Below are 17,285 nucleotides of genomic sequence, written 5' to 3' on the forward strand. Positions count from 1 at the left end.
GCCGAGGGCAGCGTAGCAAGTTAAAAGCGCATAAGGTTAGCAGCTGATGTTGCTCAATCCAGAGACGTTGTAGTGGTACAAATCTGGGCCTCGCATCGCCAGCCTTGCGACGCTGAAGGCGCGACGAACGCTGAACGTTGCGACCGGACTGCGGGGCTGAGATGGGAACGGCGACATCGCTGTCGGCGCCTGCCGTGGACCGTGGCGGCTTTGCTTGACGACGGCACCGGCGACTCCGATGGCACCCAGGGCGCGCTGGACCACTGCGGTGGACCGCACCCAGCAGCGCGTTCTGCCCCAACGATCGGTTGGCGCACAACCGTTTTCGCCAAGTGACGTGGCTTGCGTCGCAGAGTATCCCTCAAGTACCTGTTCAACTGCAAAGGATTTCGACGATGCGCGGCAATGAACAATCGTCATCCGCCCTCGCCGCGCCCTTCGCGATGGCAGCCGTCGGTCCACCGATTACCACCCAGATCGTCTAATAGACCAAGTCTTCGAGTGGAGGCTCGTATTCGATACGGGGCGCATCACCCAGTGCAGGACTGAGCCATGCTCCGTATGTGCCGAACCGCTCGTGTGTCTCGTTCATCGCGGTGCGGTGGTGCCGAAGATCGGCCAGCAGATCTCGGTTGCGGTGAACCGGAACGGATCTACGGGAGTACCGCCGAGGTAGTGCTCACGGATGGGCCCCTGGCTGCTGATCAGATGCTCGTTGACGTAGATGCCAAGGGCCGCGTAACTGCGGTCGATGCCGTCGTGACCGCCCGCGTGGGTGAGCACCGCGAATTCGGCCCTGGGTAAGACCTCGGCGCGGATACCCTCGGGGGGATCTGCGGATGGTGGTGCGTCGACGAACATGGTTGCGCTGCCGCGCTGTTCGAGAAACAGCGCGCGGTCGTAGAGGCCGCCCGGCACCACCGCGGTCGGCGCGCCTGCTGCCACGGCGACGGCCCGGTGCAGTGTCCGCAGTGACGCCGTAAACCAGTCGTCTATCCCGGAGGTGTCGACGGTGGCGCTCACGGACCACACGGCGAGCGCAGGTTCGTGGCGCGATGTGACGTCGGTGGGAGTACGCACCGGGGAGAGCAGTTCGCGTAGCGCACCCACGGTGTCACGGGTCTGCTGCAGCTGAGCCTCCATCTGTTCGAGATGAGTGGTGATGATGTCGGTGCGGGCCCCGGCGTCGTCGGTGCTCAGTAGCGCCTTGATGTCGGGAATGGACATGCCCAGTGATCGGAACCGGCGGATGATGTGGGCGTGATCGACCTGGCTGGTGTCGTAGAAGCGGTAGCCGGTGTAGGGGTCGACGTGGGCGGGTTCGAGAATGCCGATGTCGTGGTAGTGCCGTAGCGCCTTCCTACTCAGACTGGTCATCACCGCGAAGTCTCCAATCGAGACCTGTGCGCCCATGGCGTCCTCCTCTGCGTTTGCATCGCCCACGTGATGGGACACGGCCATCTTCAGGCCTCCCCCTGGGGCAAGGTCAACTGCACGGCGCGAGCCGAACCGGGGGTTGACCTTCCCCTTGGGGCAACTTTCATGGTGGTGTCATGACCAACACCACAGACTGGGATGCACTCCCAAAGACCGTCAGAACGTTCATGACTGCGCTCGATGCCCGTGAGGTGGACCACGCGCTGGCCACACTCACCACCGATGCCGTGGTGACCGACGAAGGCCACGACTACGAGGGACACGACGAGATCGGGGCCTGGGTGGCCAAGGCGGCCGCCGAGTACACCTACACCACCGCATTCACCGGCGCGATCACGACCGAAGCAGGGGTCGACGTCGGGCAGCACCTGGAGGGCGACTTCCCAGGCGGGGTCGCCGACCTGCACTACCGCTTCACACTGGACGGCGCGCTGATCAGCCGGGTGGTGATCGAGCCATGACGCGGCGTTGGTTCATCACCGGCGGCACCCCCGGCAACTTCGGGATGGCGTTCGCCGAGGCGGCACTCGAGACCGGCGACCGCGTTGTCCTCACCTCCCGGCGTCCGCAGGAGCTGGCGTCGTGGGCCGAGCAGTACGGCGACCGCGTTCTCGTCGTGCCACTGGAACTCACCGACGCGGCGCAGGTGCAGCGTGCGGTGCGCGCCGCCGAGGAGCACTTCGGTGGTATCGACGTGCTGGTCAACAACGCCGGCCGCGGCTGGTACGGGTCGATCGAGGGAATGGACGAGTCCGCGTTGCGGGCGATGTTCGAGCTGAACTTCTTCGCAGTGCTGTCCGTGACGCGTGCGGTGCTGCCCGGGATGCGCGCCCGCGGTAACGGGTGGATCGTCAACGTGTCCTCGGTAGCCGGGCTCGTGTCAGCGCCTGGATTCGGCTTCTACAGTGCGACGAAGTTCGCCATCGAGGCCATCACCGACGCGCTGCACGATGAGGTCGCTCCACACGGCATCTCGGTGTTGACCGTCGAACCGGGAGCGTTCCGCACCAACGCCTACACCGGATTCGCCGACGAACCCGTCGACGAGCCGATCCCGGACTACCACGACATGCTCGCAGAGGTCCGTGCCACCTTCGTCGGGATGGACGGTGTGCAGCCCGGCGATCCGCGTCGCGGCGCCCGTGCGGTGATCGCGGCGATGGCTCAGGACCCACCGCCCCGTCGGCTGATCCTGGGCAACAGCGGATACGACGCCGTGATCGACACGCTGGAGAAGAGTCTGGCCAACGTCCGGGCGAACGAAACACTCTCTCGCAGCGCTGATTTCCCCACCTGAGAGGACGACCGACCGAGACGAGCACGACCGTCGACTGCCCCGTCGATTTTGGGGACAACTAGTAGTCCGGCGGACTAGCCGGTGAAACCCTCCCCGGCCGTCGAGCGGTCGTGGTGGCTGAAGGTCAGCGGTATGTGCTTGCCGCGGGCGATTTTGCCCAACATGGCAATCCGCTCGCGTGTGGCTGCGCCGCTCTTCTTCCTGCTCTCACGGATGGGGTTGGAAAAGGGCAGTCGGTCGCCCACCATGGCGATGCCGACATTGAGCTTGGTGAGGTTGGTGAAGATGCGCACGCGGCGTTCGAAGTCGTAGCCCAACGGCTCAAAGAGCGTGCCCGCCAACATCGCCTCGATCTGCTGGTATCCGAACACGACGCCTGCGGGCGCCAGGGCGACGCTGGCCGTGATCTGGTTGGCGTACCTCGCGACCACCTTCTTCACCAAGCTCGGAAGCGCGTCCGTCAGGGTGGTCAGGTGCACGGGACCGGCGATGGCATCGACGAGTTGGGCCCGCCACGGTGATGGGTTGCCGCCCCGGGCGAGAACGTAATTCAGCGATTTGATCAGCTCAAGGCCGTCGGCCGAGTGGAGCGCTGCAGGGGCTCCCCACAGCCGCCCGGAGAACGACGAATACTCGGTGAGATCTTCGAGCTGTTGCTTGGTGAGCTTGCGGCCGAAGGCATGGTCGACGAGGCGCCCGAGCAACATGCCACTGCCGAACCCCAGCAACGACGTCACCGGAATGGGTTCACCGAACTTGAGATAGACGTCGTCGCCCCACTTTTGGCGTAAGCCCTTACTCGCCAGAGCGTGCATCAACCGAACTCGCACCACGTCCTGGAACGCGTCCGATTGCCGATCGAAGATGTCGGGCAGTGTGAATTCGGCGAAGACCCGGGCGGTCTCGATGAATCGGCGCGGACCGTCGTCGGCGAATCGCCCCGTGGCTCCGGTGGCTGCGGAGATGTCGCCTGTCATCGCGGTCTCGTAGAACGCCCACCCGCGGATGATCGTCGTGGCGGCCCACGTGCTCGACATCGCCAGCATCCGGCCCCGTTCAGCGGCAACGAGATCGAACTGGGCGGGCAGCTGGTCGAGGTGGTCGAAGAGCTCGACGAATTCCTGCGGCGGGTCCCCGAGCGTGTCGATGCCCTGGGTCAGCGCCTGCTCGAAGAGCGCCCGGCCCTGCTCGTGGCCGAGGCGCTCGAACGCCTCGACCACGCCGATCATGAGTTCGTCGCGCTGCCAGAAATAGTCGTCTCGCAGGCGCGTGAGGTCACTGGGTTGGAGCTCCCCATCTACGTCGATCCACTCACCGAAGATGAACTCGCGCATGAGACGCCACTGGTCGGCGAAGTGGTCACGACCGGGCGGTATAGGACGCAACGGCCGGTCGGGATGGTCACGTCGATTGAAGTCGACGTCATCCAGGAGTACCTCCGGACGTTCACCAATCACCGTCATGGGGCGACGTTATCGCGGGCGCAACGATCTGGCAACGCCCGTTGTCAGTTGGTGCGGAGTCGGCCGCTCTGCCCTGCACCGCCAGACACCGCCGGAACAGCTGCATCGGTCTCGCCACCGGATGGGTGACGTGGACGGGCTCCGAAGGGAGATAGCTGCGACGGCCGCCGGGCACGTACAACGCGGCGGCCAGCTCAAGTGCCAGGCGCGGGTTGGAACTGCGGTCCTCGGTTTCATTGATCGCATCCTGGTCGCCGTGGGAGTAAACGGGCGGTCCGGTGTCAGGTCTCTTCGGCGCGGGCTCCATTCCGCCCGCCTCTCGAAAGCGCGCCACCGGCGCGATGCAGTAGGACGACCCTGAGTGCACGGGAGCGAGCCGCGGTGTCGAACTCGGATACGCTGAATTCGACCGCGGACGTCGGCGGCGGGAGCCGGCAACCTTCGGCGATGACCTAGGCAGGAGTGCAAGTCATGAAGGCGAGGCCTCAATCGGCGACGGCTTCTGCCTCCGAGGTCGACCCTGGGGCACTCCAGGACGTTCTGCAGGCGCTCGCAGATCCGGTGCGCCGCAGCATTATTCGGCAACTTGCCGAGTCGAGCGCGCCGATTAGTTGCGGTTCCTTCGACCTGTGGGTCGCGAAGTCGACACTCACGTATCACTTCAACATGTTGCGAAGTGCGGGAATCATCCACCAGTTCGAGCAGGGCACGTCGAAGATGAACCTGCTCAGGAAAGACGATGTGGACGCCGCCTACCCCGGCCTCCTCGATTCAGTGCTCGCCGCCACCGCCTCAGAGAGTCACTCCTGACCCCGGATCCCTAGCAGGCAGGTGTTACTCACCGCATTGTTCGACGATCATCGAAGTTTGACAATCATCGAACAAGGGCGTTTCATGGAAATCGTTCTGCTGCGCCGGGGCCGTGCCCACCATCGGTCTGATCGTGCGTGCTCGGTGTAGCTCACGGCTGTCGTGGCCTTCGCCGCGTCCTTGAATCAGGGAGAGAAGTTGAGTCGGGTCGTTCGTTTCCACACCACCGGCGGGCCTGAGGTTCTTACCCTCGATGACGTCGATGTCGCGGAGCCGGGTCCGGGCGAGGTGCGGATCGAAACACGCGCGCTGGGCCTCAACCGTGCAGAGGTGATGTTCCGCACCGGCCAGTACGTGGTCGATCCGGTCTTCCCGTCCCTGATCGGTTACGAAGCCGCCGGTGTGATCGACGCCGTCGGCCCCCAAGTGAGCGGCCTTGAGGTCGGCGACGCCGTAAGCGTCGTACCTGCCTTCGCAATGACGGACTACGGTATGCACGGCGAGGTCGTTTTGGCACCGGCACGTGCAGTGGTCAAACATGCAGCCGAGTTGTCGTGGGAAGCCGCCGCCGCTGCGTGGATGCAGTTCATCACTGCTTATGGGGGTCTGGTCGATCTCGCCGCCGTCGGTCAGGGTGACGTCGTATTGATCAATGCCGCGTCCTCCAGCGTCGGCTTGGCTGCCATCCAGGTCACCAAGATGATGGGTGGCCGTCCGATCGCATTGACTCGCACCAGTGCCAAGCGAGACAAGCTCCTGGAGTACGGAGCTGAGCGGGTGCTAGCCACCAGTGAGGACGACGTCGTGGCCGAAGTCGCCGAACTGACCAGCGGCGCCGGCGCACGTGTGATCTTCGACCCGGTCGGTGGACCCGATTTCGCGACCCTCACCGCAGCTGCCGCGAGCCAAGGGATCATCCTCCTCTACGGCGCCTTGAACTCTGATCCAACTCCCTTGCCGGTGATGGATGTCCTAGGCAAGCATCTGACCGTTCGAGGTTACGAATTGTTCGAAATCACCAACGACGACGAGAAGCTCACGCGCGCGGTTGATTTCGTCAACGCTGGACTGGCCTCGGGTGAACTGTCGCCGGTCATCGACGCCCGCTTCGTCCTTGACGACATCGTGCAGGCATATCGGTATCTCGAGGCAGGCGGGCAAGTGGGCAAAGTGGTAGTCACCGTTACCCAGTAGCGACGTCGTCCAAAACTTCGTCACTGACTGCGCGGGGTTTCACGGCGTCCCACAGACGGTGCTCGGCGCGTATGCCGACGTCGTCCGCAGCGAACTGGACGTCCTTGATGACGACAAAGTGCTTTTCGGCATCTCCTTCGGCATTACCGACCCGGATGCGCGGGGAGACCGCGTTTGCATGCTCCCAAGGCACCAGATCCATCCGGTGGGATCTGCGGGACCGCAGATCCCACCATCGTCCTCAAACACGAAGTACGAGAAGGAGTTTCACATGAGAGTCGGCATCGTAGGCGTCGGCCACATCGGTAAGACACTCACCCTGAAGTTGAGCGCGGCCTGGCCACGAGGTCAAAGTGGCCAACTCACGCGGGCCGGAAACCATCGACGCCGATGTGCTCTCCACCGGCGCACAAGCGGTGGCCGCCGAGGAGGCCGTCCAGGACGTCGATGTCATCATTCTCTCCATTCCGCTGAATCGGGTGCCCGATTTCGCAGGCGTCCTGGCCGCAGCACCTGCTGACGCAGTCATCGTCGACACGTCGAACTACTACCTTGCGCGCGACGATCGCGTCGCTGCCATCGACTCGGGACAAGTCGAAAGCCACTGGGTTGCAGAGACAATCGGCCGACCCGTCGTGAAGGCCTGGAACAGCATCGGATCTGACTCGCTGGTCAGGAAGGGCGCGCCAGCCGGAACCCCGGGCCGCATTGCACTCCCCGTCGCCGCCGACGATGATGCCGCCCGCGCACTGGCTATGACCCTGGTCGAGGACACCGGCTTCGACGGATTCGACGCCGGACCCCTCGAAAAATCCTGGCGCCAGCAACCAGGTGCGCCGTGCTACGGCACCGATCTCACCCGCGACGAATTGCCGGCCGCATTGGCCGCAGCCGAGGCCGCGCGCCTACCGGTGAGACGCGACCTGGCCGTGGCTGCCATCGCCGAACGAGTCGGTGACGGCAGCACCAATCCCGATGCCGACTACGGCGTCCGCCTCAGTCGTGCCCTCTACATGTAGTACGACGAGCCACGGCGCAACGATCCCGACCAGAGAGTCGCTTATGCACCATCCGCTGTCGCCGGGCGGGCCGCTGGGTTTGCGGCGTTCCTGAAAGGTCTAGCGTGGGCGCAATGGGTTTGTTCAGCCACGAGGAGTTCCGCGACCCGGACGAGGGCGTTGCTGGCGGCGCTGGTGGTGGGTCCCTTGAGAGGGCTCGCGGTGCCGAGGTTGACGAATTCGGGTCAGATCATCCGGTGGTCGTTGGTCCGGGGTTACCGCCCGAGGATGGTTCTTGCGGTCAGTTCGCCGTCCAGTTTCACGTGTCGACGTCAATGCTCGTCGGGCTGAAGCGTATTGCCGATGTGCGCGGGGTCAGCGTGCCGGAGGTGTGCCGGCAGGTCGTCGGTGTGTTCGTCGCCCAGCAGGAAGGCGAATTGGGTGCGTTGCTCGCTGCTGAGGCCGAAGTGGCGGACTACCGGCCGAGTTTGGGTGGGGCCTAGGCGCACCCTGCTCGGGGTGGATCACTCGGACAGTGTCGTCGGCCGCCACTCAGGTCGGCGTGGCTCCGAAACGCGCGGCACGCAGCTTCCACGGGAGTGGTCGTCGACTACGTCGACGGGGTCCGCGGGCCACCCTTCGGACGGCGCCGATTGACGCTCGGGCCAATTTCCATGAACATCGGCGTACATCTTTCTAATTGTGATCGCAACATGTTTACTGTGTCCACGACCTGTGGGGTGTTCAGCTGGTAGCGCTCGAACTCAGGCGAGTTCGGGATCTACCCTCGAGGGGTTTCAGTGGGCGCGCGACGGCACGGATCGGCAGTTGTGGCAGAACGGACTTCGAGCAGAAGGGCTGCCAGTCGCAAATTCGTGGCGACGTCCGCGGGTCGGGTGGCCATCGCCGCTGCGTTCTCAGCCGGGATGTTGTCCACCGGGATCGGTGTCGGACTGGCGTTTGCCACACCTGACCCGTCCGGTGACGTGAGCGCGCAATGCGTGGGGGTGTGGTGCCCGGCGACGATCGCCGTTCCCACCAGCAGTCTGATCGGGGGCGGCGCGACCCCGACGGCGCTGCTCGCCGCTCGGCCGACACCGATCGTCAACCTCGTGTCCGTCTTCATCGGCAACGGCGCCGACGCCCCGGCTGACTGCGTCGGCAGCGCCTGCAACGGCGGGAGGGCCGGCATCTTCTTCGGCAACGGCGGCGCCGGCGCCAACGGCGGACGCGGCGGTGACGCCGGGCTGTTCGGCAACGGCGGCCGCGGCGGCAACGCGGAGACGTCCGGGCGCAACGGGGGCGACGGCGGACGTGGCGGCGTCTTCATCGGCAGCGGCGGGGACGGCGGACGCGGTGCCGCGGGTGCACTCGGAACCACGGCCGAACTCGCAGGCAGCGGCGGCGGCGGCGGTGGCACGGGCAGCTCGGGTGGTCGGGGCGGCGCCGCGGGACTGTTTCTGGGCAACGGCGGCGCCGGCGGCAGTGGCGGCTCGGGTGGCGTAGGCGGCAACGGGGCCGACGGCATCGAGGGTCAGGACGCGACGACTGCGGGAACGGACGGAACGGCGGCACAGCGCGGCGGCAACGGTGGTGCTGGAGGTGCCGGAGGATCGGGCGGCTCGGGCGGCTCGTCCGGGCTGTTCGGTTCGGCGGGCCTGTCCGGAGCCCTGGGCGCCGGCGGGGCGGGTGGCAACGGCGGCCAGGGCGGCCAGGGCGGCAGCGGCGTCGGTGGTGTCGACGGCACTGCCGTCACCGCGGTCGGCGCGAGTGGCAACGACGGTCAGGCGGGCGGCCGGGGTGGCGCGGGCGGCGCGGGCGGCAACGCCGGGGCCGGCGGCACGGGCGGGAGCGTCGGGCTCGCCGGGATCAACGGCAATGGCGGCGATGGTGGCAACGGGTCCAACGGCGGCGAGGGCGGCGACGGCGCCGACGGTGCCGACGGCGACCCCGGCGAACCAGGCGTCGCAGCCGGGGAGAACGGACGAACAGGCGGCGCCGGACAGAACGGCGGCAAGGGCGGCGCCGGTGGCGCAGCGGGACTGGCCGGGGCCGGCGGAGCGAAGGGCACGGGCGGCAGGGGCGGCTCCGACGGCACGGCAGGCGCGGTGAACGGAGTCCGCGGCGCTGGTGGCGACGGTGGCAATGGCGGCACCGGTGGCGTGGGCGGCACCGGCGCCCAAGGCGCGACGGGGACGACGGGATCCACGGGCACGACACTCGCTCCGTCGGGCACCGGCGGCACCGGTCTGACCGGAGGCATGGGCGGCATGGGCGGTGCAGGCGGCAACGCCGGTGCAGCGGGCGAGGGGCTCACACCGGGAACGGCGGGCTCCAACGGCAACGGTGGAAGGGGTGGGAACGGCGGCACCGGAGGCACCGGCGGTGTCGGTGGCGCCGGCGCCAACGGTGATAGTGGGGATACCGACGGCGACGTGGACGGACTCAACGGGATCGAAGGCGGCCAGGGCGGTACCGGGGGCACCGGAGGCGCTGCGGGTGTGGGCGGATTGACCGGCACCGGTGGGTCTGGTGGTGTCGTCGGCCTGGGTGGCAGTCAGGGTGTCGGTGGCACGGGCGGTCGCGGCGGCACCGGCGGAACGGGTGGCGCCGGCGCTAGTAGCTTCATCCGGCCGGGCGACGGCGGCGACGGCGCCAACGGCGGACTGGGTGGTCAGGGCGGTGCAGGTCTGACCACCGGTGGTGCGGGCGCCAGTGGCGCTGACGGCAACGGCGGAGCAGGGGCGGACGGGTACGTCGTCTTTTCGGTCGATCCCAACGCGACGGGCGGTCCCGGTGGCAACGGTGGCTCGAGCCGAGGCGGAGTAGGCGGCGCCGGCGGATCCGGCGGCAGGGTCTCTAGCAGCGGAGGTAACGCCGTGGGGGGAGCCGGCGGGAGTGGCGGGTTCAGCGTCAACGGCGTTGGCGGTGTCGGCGGTATCGGCGGTGAATCAGTCGTCACCGGCGGGACGGGCAGTTCGACCGGCGGAATGGGCGGCACCGGCGGTGGCAGCGCTGCCGGCACCGGCGGCACGGGCGGCGCTGGCGGTGAGTCGTTCAACTATGGCGGGTTGGGCACGTCCAACGGCGGTAAGGGCGGTACCGGCGGCGCGAGCACCACTGGCGACGGGGGCGCCGGTGGTAGAGGCGGCGAAGCGAACATCAGCTCCTCATCCATCGGCCCAGCTACGGGCGGCACGGGCGGCGCGGGCGGAAACAGCGTGAACGGAAAGGGTGGCGTCGGCGGCGGCGGCGGCAATGCCCTGGACACCAGTCTGAGTTCCCCGGCACCACTCACGGGTGGCAAGGGCGGCGCGGGCGGCAACAGCCAGACCGGCACCGGTGGCAACGGGGGCAACGGCGGCTTCGCCGCCGGAGGGAACGGCAGCAAGAAGACCGGCGGCGCCGGTGGACTGGGCGGGACCCCAGGCGGACAGACCGGGGTGGACGGCTGAGAGCAGGGACCAACGAATTATTTGCAACCTCACCCCGTGCCGTGTCTCGTTTGTAGACATTCGAGACGTCTCACGTCCTGTCTCACACCGTGGGATCGGTTCGGCGCTTCTAGGGCCGCAGCTGCGACTGTGCGGGGACTACTCAGCGGCCGTCGGTGCTGCAATGAACTCGAGTGTTCCGCCGTGCTGGTCGGACAGGTAGATGAAGGCCGTCCCGGCACGAGGACCATGGGTCGCGACCACTGGCGGTCCCGCGGGAACCCAGCCCGCCAAGGAGGCTGCTTCGATGGCCGCGTCCATGTCGATCACGTTGAGCGCGAGGTGGACCGAACCAACGTCGCAGGGTTCGGGACGGACGATCATACGGTTCGGCGGCGAGAGATACTGCAGCAGTTCAACGGATTGCTCCCCGAGGCTGACTACCGCCACGTCGATGGTTGCCGAGTTGACTCCGGTGACTCCTTCCGCGAGTTCGCCGTCGAGGTGGAACCGACGCTCAAGCGCGAAACCCAGCACGCCGACCCAGAAGGCCAGTGCGTCGTCCAGGTTGCGGACGGTGATACCGGTATGCGCGATACCCGTGAAGTTCTGTTCCATGGATCTCAGCCTGCCATGCACGCGTACACGACATCGGGCACGATCGGGACGCTCACTTTACTGGCGTAGTGACCGAGCGCTGCCGCAGTGTGTTTGCGGCTGCAGGAGATCTGCTCGGCATACGAGCCGGACTGCGGCTGCTGTCGGTGTGCGCTGATGTTTCTCCCTTCGAGGTGCGGCGTCGATGCCGCCTTGAACCGCTTGTTGGACACGAGCATCGGCTATGGCGTCAGCGGCCCCCGGTGACGAATCCCGGAGTGAAGTCTTTGCAAGAGCTTCCGAGTGCGACCCGTCTCGGTCGTGGTGTCGACTTTCGTCGACGATCAGGTCGGGGACCCGCCACAGCGGTCGCATTCAGCGCAGAACAGTCAGGCTCTGTGAAATTTGCACAACACGTGCACTGTCTCGTTTGTAGAGAAAAGACACAGCCCTTGGTTAGCCACTCCCCCGCCGCCGAACCCCAGGTCGCGGTGTCTCATATCTTGTCTCACGTTGCCCGCTGCGCATCCCGCTTCCCCGATCGAAGTGACGGCACACTGCGGACGCGCTGCCGGGCGAAAACCTCACTGAAATGTCCAATTGGACATCGTGTGGACATTTGAGTTGAGAATTGGACATCAAACTTGAGGCCACAAATCATGTACGTTCTCAAACTCTGCGGCCACTCGCGGACCGCTGAACTGCGATGACGCAGCCTGTCTCACAGCGTGTCCACCGCGTTTATCTCAAGTTCATGTCCAATGCGCAGCCGGTGTGAGCTGGGGGCGCGCCAGCGCCTCTGCATCTCCCAAATTGCACCCTCGCCAAACCAGAGCCATACGTCACGTGACGCCGCAAGCGAACACCCGCGACCGCCGCAGCCAACTCGCCCAACTCGTCGTGCCACACGACCGCAGCGCGCTAAGCGCAAGAGTCACATAGCCGGCGCGGCTGGCACGCCCCAGCCACAGCGACATGTCAAGCGGGCGGCGGGCGATAGCCCCCGGCAGAGCTTCGCAGCTGCGGAATGTCAGCAGGGCACAGGATGCCGACCGCATAGGACACCACGTAGTTGGCCGCCTGCTCGTCGTTAGGCAGGACGTCACGTTTGACATCACTCATCAACTGGCCATATCCCACACCATGATTGAGTTTTTCACAGATCCCGAAGCCGTAGCCGATGGCATCGTTGTTCGGAAAGTCGAAGTGGCGCCGCACGATGACGTTGTACGTGTACTCCACCTCGGGGCCTGGAACGGCGGATGCTGGCGGTGCCGTCGCAGCAGACGCCGCAACGAGGCCGAGGCAGATCGCCGCGATGAGAGACCTGCGCAGTGCAGATACGCTTCCGGGAACTTGAGGCGACATGACGGCACGTTCTCCTCTCGCTGACAAATCCACGGGGCTTTTCGCACAATGACATCCGCTGATCTGAAGGCCGCTCGGAGCTGTCACCTGGTTCACCGGATCGCGGCGCTGAGGTCGCCCGACATCGCGGCGAGCTGCGGCCCCCAGCTGCCCCAATCGTGACGTCCAGCTGATCCGATGTCGAAGTGCGCGTTGGTCCCGAGCACGCGGCGGTAGTCCTGGTAGAAGGTGCGATTGCTGCCCTGCGCCTGGTCGCAGTATCCGATCATGGCTGCGGGGTCACTGCAGTCGAGTGCGCCTGGGCTGTACACCCATAGCCGAGTGTTGTTGTCCACCAATAGCTTGATGTGGGTTCCGGGGTCGTGCCATTTCCAGCGTCCAAGCTGGGCCGCGCCCCACATCGCCTGAGTGTTGACATTGCCAAACTGGCTCATGCCTGCCGTGATGGCACCGTTCATCGCCGTGCTGGACGGGGCTAGGAAGCCCGAGAGGGAGCCGGCATAGCGAAAGCGGTCGGGGTGGAACTCGGCCAGCGTCAGTGCCGCGGTCCCACCCTGTGCGGCACCGACGATTGCGTGCCCGCTCGGAGCCAAACCCTTGTTGGCCGAGAGCCAGTTTGGGAGCTCCTCGGCGAGGAACGTCTCCCACTGTTTGCTTCCGTCCATCTCCCAATTGGTGTACAAGCTCCATGCCCCACCCGCGGGAGCAGCGACCGATATGCCCTTGTTGGCAAGAGAGTTAAAGGCGCCGACCCCCACCCAGTTGCTTATCTCTGGGTTGGCGTTGAACGCGTCGAGCAGTACCACCGCATGCACTCCGCCGCCTTGGAATGCCACAGGAATGTCGCGGCCCATTGATGCCGAAGGCACCATGAGGTACTCGATGCCGCTGGCGTGAGCCGAAGATATTGGCGCGACCAACGTTACGAGTGCGGCGACGAAGCCAACGCGCAGCACCACGCCAAGTCGGATTGTGGATTCCAACAGCGCCATACGAAGCGCCATGAGCCTGGCGCTCGGTTGTGCAGACCGACAGTGGACGGCGTGCGTCACCATGCGCCCGTCGGTTGCCCGTGTCCGGTGGAATCCAGCGAGAATCGGCTTTCGTTCTGCCATGTCGCTGACCTCCACTTGCACAGGGGAATTGGTTGACGAGACCTGTAACCACAGCATGGTCGGCGTGCCAGCCGATGAAGTGACTGGGGCGACTTTACACGTATATCTGAACCATCTGGCCGGAACGATGAAGACTTCGAAATCGCTCCGCCCAGAACACTCGGGTGCTATACACGTATAGCCTGATGATCCAGACTTGTCGCTACTGCCGGAGGACGACGACGTTGAAGCTGTATGCGCAACCGCGCCTCGTACGACGGTGGGCGGTCCGCGTGGGCGTACTCGTCTCCGCATGCTCCCTGGCGGCAACGGTGACGTCCGGACAAGCGGCGGCGGATAACCGACGCCTCAACCAGAGCCTCTACAGCAACATTTACACTGCTCAACAACGCAATGGCTGCACGACGGAGCCGAAGGTCGACTCGCGTCTCGTGGAGGCGGCGCGGCGTCACACCTTCGACGTTCGTGACCACCGTGAAGTCAACGGCGACATCGGTTCTGACGGTAGTACCGTGGCGGATCGCGCTGTCGCCGCGGGCTTCGCTGGCCCCGTCGCAGAGACCGTAGCGATCAATCCTGCACTGGCGATCAGTGGCGTCGAGATTCTGAATCAGTGGTGGTATGACCCAGCCTCGCGGGCGATCATGCAGGACTGCAGTCACAATGCCGTGGGCGTTTGGTCGGAGAACAGCTTCGATCGCACCGTCGTGGTTGCCGTCTACGGAACGGTGACCTAGGTTCTCCTTCGGTCCAGCACCGTCAATGTCGTTGTCCAAGAACGGCTCACACGGGGTCGAAGCCGGATACCAACCACGCTCCGTCAACCTTGTCCAGGGTGACGCGGACGCTTGACATCGTGCTGCTCGGAGCATCGTTTCCGACGATCACGGCCTGGTTGACGTACACCAGAACCACCGCGTGACTTCCGGTCGCCGACACGGACGCAGCGGCGGGAACGCTTGCCTCCGCCGAGACTTGTTTTTGCTTGGCGCCTGGAATGACGACGTCTCTCGTCAGCGACGCGTAAGAGTCCCGAAACGAGCCGGTGAGTTTCGATTGAGCAGCTGCGAGGTCTTGTTCTACGGTGTCGGGCCGGTAGGACAGTATTGCGGTGGTGGCGTCGCGCGCTGCTTGGACCGACGCCGCGCGAGCGGCGTCGGCCGTACCGAGTGTCTCCTTCTCGTAGCGAAGATAGGCCACCGCTGCTGTGGCGATTAGGACCACGATGGGCAGCACCAGGAACACCAGTCGTCGTTTCCATGGCGAGAGCGTCGGTTTGGATGAGGTTTCCACACGGATGGCATCGTCGTCCTTCGACTGCTGCTCGTCCTGTGCATCACCTACCACCTCGCGGTTCGAGGGCTCGTTGGTTGAGAGCGCACCAGTGGACGCAGCGCTCGGTTCGGCTTGCGGCGTCTCGCTGGTTGGGTGACGGCGGGGCAGGAGTCGGATGCTCATGGGTGGTCTCCAAATAGAGGTTCGGCGGACGGGGTCGGCGTCTCCGCGCGGTTACGGGACGAATTGCACGTCGGACACCTTGGCGTCCTCTCCGGGTGGCTGGGTAACCGCAATGCGCATCCGCCAGGCCCGCGGCTGGGGTTCGTCGACACCGGCCGTCGACGTCTTGACGGCGACGGCGACCAAGACCTGCGCGGTGTCCCCGTCCTGCGACTCGACGCCGGCCTCCGTCACGGTTCCCTCCGACTTCGACTGCGCCGCGGTCACCGCTTGCACGAAGGGGGTCGAACGCTGCTGAAAGTCGTCGTGGAAGGTGCCCGTCGACGAGTCGAGGATGCGTTCGATGTTCGCCTGAACGTTCGTGTAGTCGATGGTGGTCAGGTTGATCGCAGCTTGCCGACCGACGCCGAGCAACATCTGACGGTGTTCGTCGGCGTGACGTTCTTGCGACGTCTGATAGAACGACCAGACACCAACGCCCGTGAGCGCGGCGAGAACTACGACCAACACGGCGACGGCAGCCCGCACGGGCGAATGAACTCGAGGCGGCGCCGTTCCTGCGGCATCCTCTTTGGCACGCACGTCGCCGTCGTCACCGGGCTCGGACGGGGATCCGTCGATTTCGGCGATTTCTGGTTCGGACGACTCTTCTACGGCGATGTCGGGGGTGTCAGCATTGTCTGCCACGTCTTGTCCTTCGATGTCGTCTGGGCCAAATCGGCTTGGGTGTAGAGCTTTCCGTCTGGTGCGATGTAGCTGCCGGTGGCTGGGTCATATTCGGCGATCGCGATGGGTGGCGGCGCGACAGGAGCGGCGACGGCCGGGATGAGTGGCGTGTTCTCGGGGAGCTGTGGGACGCCCTGGCCAGTCAGGGTTTGGTTCGGATCGCCCTTCCAGTTGTAGCCATCGTTTAGCGGGGTGTACTGCTGATCGCTCTCGCACATCTTCACCGTGGGTGCTCGCTTTCCGGGAACGGTGAGGCACGGGAGATTGCGTGCACCGCGGACGTTGCGCTGCGAGTCTTGTGGGATGCGGCAGTAAATGTCACCCGCGGGACGTGGGGGGGCGTCTTGCATGGCGGCGACCCGTTGCTGCTGAGCGGGTAGGAAACCGGTGTTGCATGTCGTGGGGTTGTTGAGGTTGAGGTTGAAGCTCAAGAATGCGCCCTTGTAGGCCTGTTTGGTCCCAAGGTTGGCCACCACGCCGGCTTGGAGCTCGGCGACCCCTTGCGGAACCAGGACGAGCAGTTGCTCGATCGCGGGTTGGTACGCGACGGCGATGTTGCCCAGGCTGACCAGGTTGGCGAGCAGCACCGGGAGTGTGGGCTGAAGACGGTCGACGAGTTGGCGGGCCTCATCGGCAGCCGGGCCACCGTTGGCCAAGATGCCCGAGACTGCACTGTCGTGCGTGCGTAGTTGCTCGGTGACACTGGCAACGTGAGACGCCCACGCGCCGATGGAATCTGAAGTGTCCGCTTGGGAGTCGAGCACCGGCTGCGCCTGGTCGATGAGCGCCGTGAGTGGGTCCAGATTCGCGCGAGCATCGATCGCCAGGCTGGTCGATCCACGCACGAAGCGGGCAATGTCGGGCCCGAGTCCGCCCACGGCGGTGTACGCCTCGTCGATGGCCGTCTTCAAGTTGTCGCGCGGGATGGCCTGCAGGCCGCGGTTGGTGGCGTCGAGAAGGGAGTTGATGTCGGGCGGGATCGAGGTGTCGGCCGTCGGGATGTTAGCTCCGTCGGCCAACGTCGATCCATGTCCACCGCGCGGAATCAAGGCGACGTACTGTTCACCGACCGCGGACTGGCTGTGTATCTCCGCCTTGACATCGGCGGGAATCTTGACGTCCGACTTGAGCGCAAGAGTCGCCTCAACGCCGGCCGGGGTCAATTCGACCTTCTCGACTTGGCCGACCTCGGTTCCGCGGTAGGTCACGTTGGAATTCTTGTAGAGACCACCTGTTTCAGGAAGCTGCAAAGTCACGGTGTACCTGCCGATGCCGAACAGATGCGCGGGAAGTTTCATGTAACCGAACACCATGATCGTTGCGAAAACCATTGCTACGACGATGAACACGGTGAGCTGGAGTCGTACTCGGCGATCCAAGCGCATGGC

The 17,285-nt window shown here is 65.3% G+C and carries 17 protein-coding genes; 8 read left to right on the forward strand and 9 right to left on the reverse strand.

The genetic code is table 11. The features are described from left to right. Positions 1 to 588: 588 nt before the first annotated feature. The gene (locus ASD37_RS12680; RefSeq protein ID WP_056553180.1) at positions 589 to 1,413 is read right to left on the reverse strand and encodes a MerR family transcriptional regulator; all 825 of its coding nucleotides are present in this window, start codon (positions 1,411 to 1,413) and stop codon (positions 589 to 591) included. 140 nt (positions 1,414 to 1,553) lie between these two features. Between ASD37_RS12680 and ASD37_RS12685 the strand changes: the two genes are divergently transcribed. Beyond that, complete coding sequence (locus tag ASD37_RS12685) at positions 1,554 to 1,898, forward strand: nuclear transport factor 2 family protein (protein WP_056551320.1); 345 nt, start codon at positions 1,554 to 1,556, stop codon at positions 1,896 to 1,898. After that, positions 1,895 to 2,734 (forward strand): SDR family NAD(P)-dependent oxidoreductase, encoded by an 840-nt coding sequence (locus ASD37_RS12690; RefSeq protein WP_056551321.1) that lies wholly within the window; start codon positions 1,895 to 1,897, stop codon positions 2,732 to 2,734. The genes ASD37_RS12685 and ASD37_RS12690 overlap by 4 nt, the downstream gene beginning before the upstream one ends. Before the next feature lie 74 nt (positions 2,735 to 2,808). Here the strand turns inward: ASD37_RS12690 and ASD37_RS12695 are convergent, their stop codons facing one another. Further along, positions 2,809 to 4,197 carry an oxygenase MpaB family protein gene (locus ASD37_RS12695; RefSeq protein WP_056551322.1) on the reverse strand — a complete coding sequence of 463 codons (1,389 nt, stop codon included), beginning with the start codon at positions 4,195 to 4,197 and terminating at the stop codon, positions 2,809 to 2,811. Positions 4,198 to 4,668: 471 nt separating this feature from the next. On the opposite strand from ASD37_RS12695, the gene ASD37_RS12700 reads away from it, so the two are divergent. The 5 genes from ASD37_RS12700 (at position 4,669) to ASD37_RS32530 (ending at position 10,654) form a co-directional block, all read left to right on the forward strand. Further along, positions 4,669 to 5,007 (forward strand): helix-turn-helix transcriptional regulator, encoded by a 339-nt coding sequence (locus tag ASD37_RS12700; RefSeq protein WP_056553183.1) that lies wholly within the window; start codon positions 4,669 to 4,671, stop codon positions 5,005 to 5,007. 162 nt (positions 5,008 to 5,169) lie between these two features. Then, positions 5,170 to 6,201, forward strand: coding sequence for a zinc-dependent alcohol dehydrogenase family protein (locus ASD37_RS12705; RefSeq protein WP_200959885.1), 1,032 nt, complete (start codon positions 5,170 to 5,172; stop codon positions 6,199 to 6,201). A 353-nt stretch (positions 6,202 to 6,554) separates the two neighbouring features. Beyond that, positions 6,555 to 7,220, forward strand: coding sequence for an NADPH-dependent F420 reductase (locus ASD37_RS12715; protein ID WP_235568149.1), 666 nt, complete (start codon positions 6,555 to 6,557; stop codon positions 7,218 to 7,220). Between the two features lie 113 nt (positions 7,221 to 7,333). Continuing rightward, positions 7,334 to 7,702 carry a hypothetical protein gene (locus ASD37_RS12720; RefSeq protein WP_056551324.1) on the forward strand — a complete coding sequence of 123 codons (369 nt, stop codon included), beginning with the start codon at positions 7,334 to 7,336 and terminating at the stop codon, positions 7,700 to 7,702. 372 nt (positions 7,703 to 8,074) lie between these two features. After that, positions 8,075 to 10,654 (forward strand): hypothetical protein, encoded by a 2,580-nt coding sequence (locus tag ASD37_RS32530; protein WP_056551325.1) that lies wholly within the window; start codon positions 8,075 to 8,077, stop codon positions 10,652 to 10,654. A gap of 138 nt (positions 10,655 to 10,792) precedes the next feature. Here ASD37_RS32530 and ASD37_RS12730 read toward each other — a convergent pair whose 3' ends face one another. The 4 genes from ASD37_RS12730 to ASD37_RS12745 all read right to left on the reverse strand — a co-directional run bounded on the left by ASD37_RS12730 (position 10,793) and on the right by ASD37_RS12745 (position 13,590). After that, complete coding sequence (locus ASD37_RS12730; protein WP_056551326.1) at positions 10,793 to 11,251, reverse strand: VOC family protein; 459 nt, start codon at positions 11,249 to 11,251, stop codon at positions 10,793 to 10,795. A gap of 5 nt (positions 11,252 to 11,256) precedes the next feature. Then, positions 11,257 to 11,463, reverse strand: coding sequence for a hypothetical protein (locus ASD37_RS12735; protein ID WP_156720866.1), 207 nt, complete (start codon positions 11,461 to 11,463; stop codon positions 11,257 to 11,259). Between the two features lie 745 nt (positions 11,464 to 12,208). Beyond that, positions 12,209 to 12,598: a DUF732 domain-containing protein gene (locus ASD37_RS12740; RefSeq protein ID WP_056551328.1), complete on the reverse strand. Its 390-nt coding sequence runs from the start codon at positions 12,596 to 12,598 to the stop codon at positions 12,209 to 12,211. Between the two features lie 92 nt (positions 12,599 to 12,690). Next, positions 12,691 to 13,590, reverse strand: a complete 900-nt coding sequence (locus ASD37_RS12745) for an alpha/beta hydrolase family protein (RefSeq protein ID WP_082570181.1) — start codon at positions 13,588 to 13,590, stop codon at positions 12,691 to 12,693. A gap of 395 nt (positions 13,591 to 13,985) precedes the next feature. On the opposite strand from ASD37_RS12745, the gene ASD37_RS12750 reads away from it, so the two are divergent. Next, the gene (locus tag ASD37_RS12750) at positions 13,986 to 14,450 is read left to right on the forward strand and encodes a CAP domain-containing protein (RefSeq protein WP_156720867.1); all 465 of its coding nucleotides are present in this window, start codon (positions 13,986 to 13,988) and stop codon (positions 14,448 to 14,450) included. A 46-nt stretch (positions 14,451 to 14,496) separates the two neighbouring features. On the opposite strand, the gene ASD37_RS12755 is transcribed toward ASD37_RS12750, so the two are convergent. From ASD37_RS12755 to ASD37_RS12765, 3 genes are read right to left on the reverse strand one after another with little or no spacing between them, the layout of a single operon-like run. Next, positions 14,497 to 15,171, reverse strand: a complete 675-nt coding sequence (locus ASD37_RS12755; RefSeq protein ID WP_082570119.1) for a hypothetical protein — start codon at positions 15,169 to 15,171, stop codon at positions 14,497 to 14,499. A gap of 51 nt (positions 15,172 to 15,222) precedes the next feature. Continuing rightward, the gene (locus ASD37_RS12760) at positions 15,223 to 15,858 is read right to left on the reverse strand and encodes a hypothetical protein (RefSeq protein ID WP_056551329.1); all 636 of its coding nucleotides are present in this window, start codon (positions 15,856 to 15,858) and stop codon (positions 15,223 to 15,225) included. After that, on the reverse strand, positions 15,822 to 17,282 hold the full coding sequence (locus ASD37_RS12765) for an MCE family protein (RefSeq protein ID WP_056551330.1): 1,461 nt from the start codon (positions 17,280 to 17,282) through the stop codon (positions 15,822 to 15,824). Before ASD37_RS12765 ends, ASD37_RS12760 begins: the two co-directional genes overlap by 37 nt. Positions 17,283 to 17,285: the final 3 nt, after the last annotated feature.

It is taken from the genome of Mycobacterium sp. Root135, from assembly GCF_001426545.1.
In the GTDB taxonomy this organism is placed as follows: Bacteria; Actinomycetota; Actinomycetes; order Mycobacteriales; family Mycobacteriaceae; genus Mycobacterium.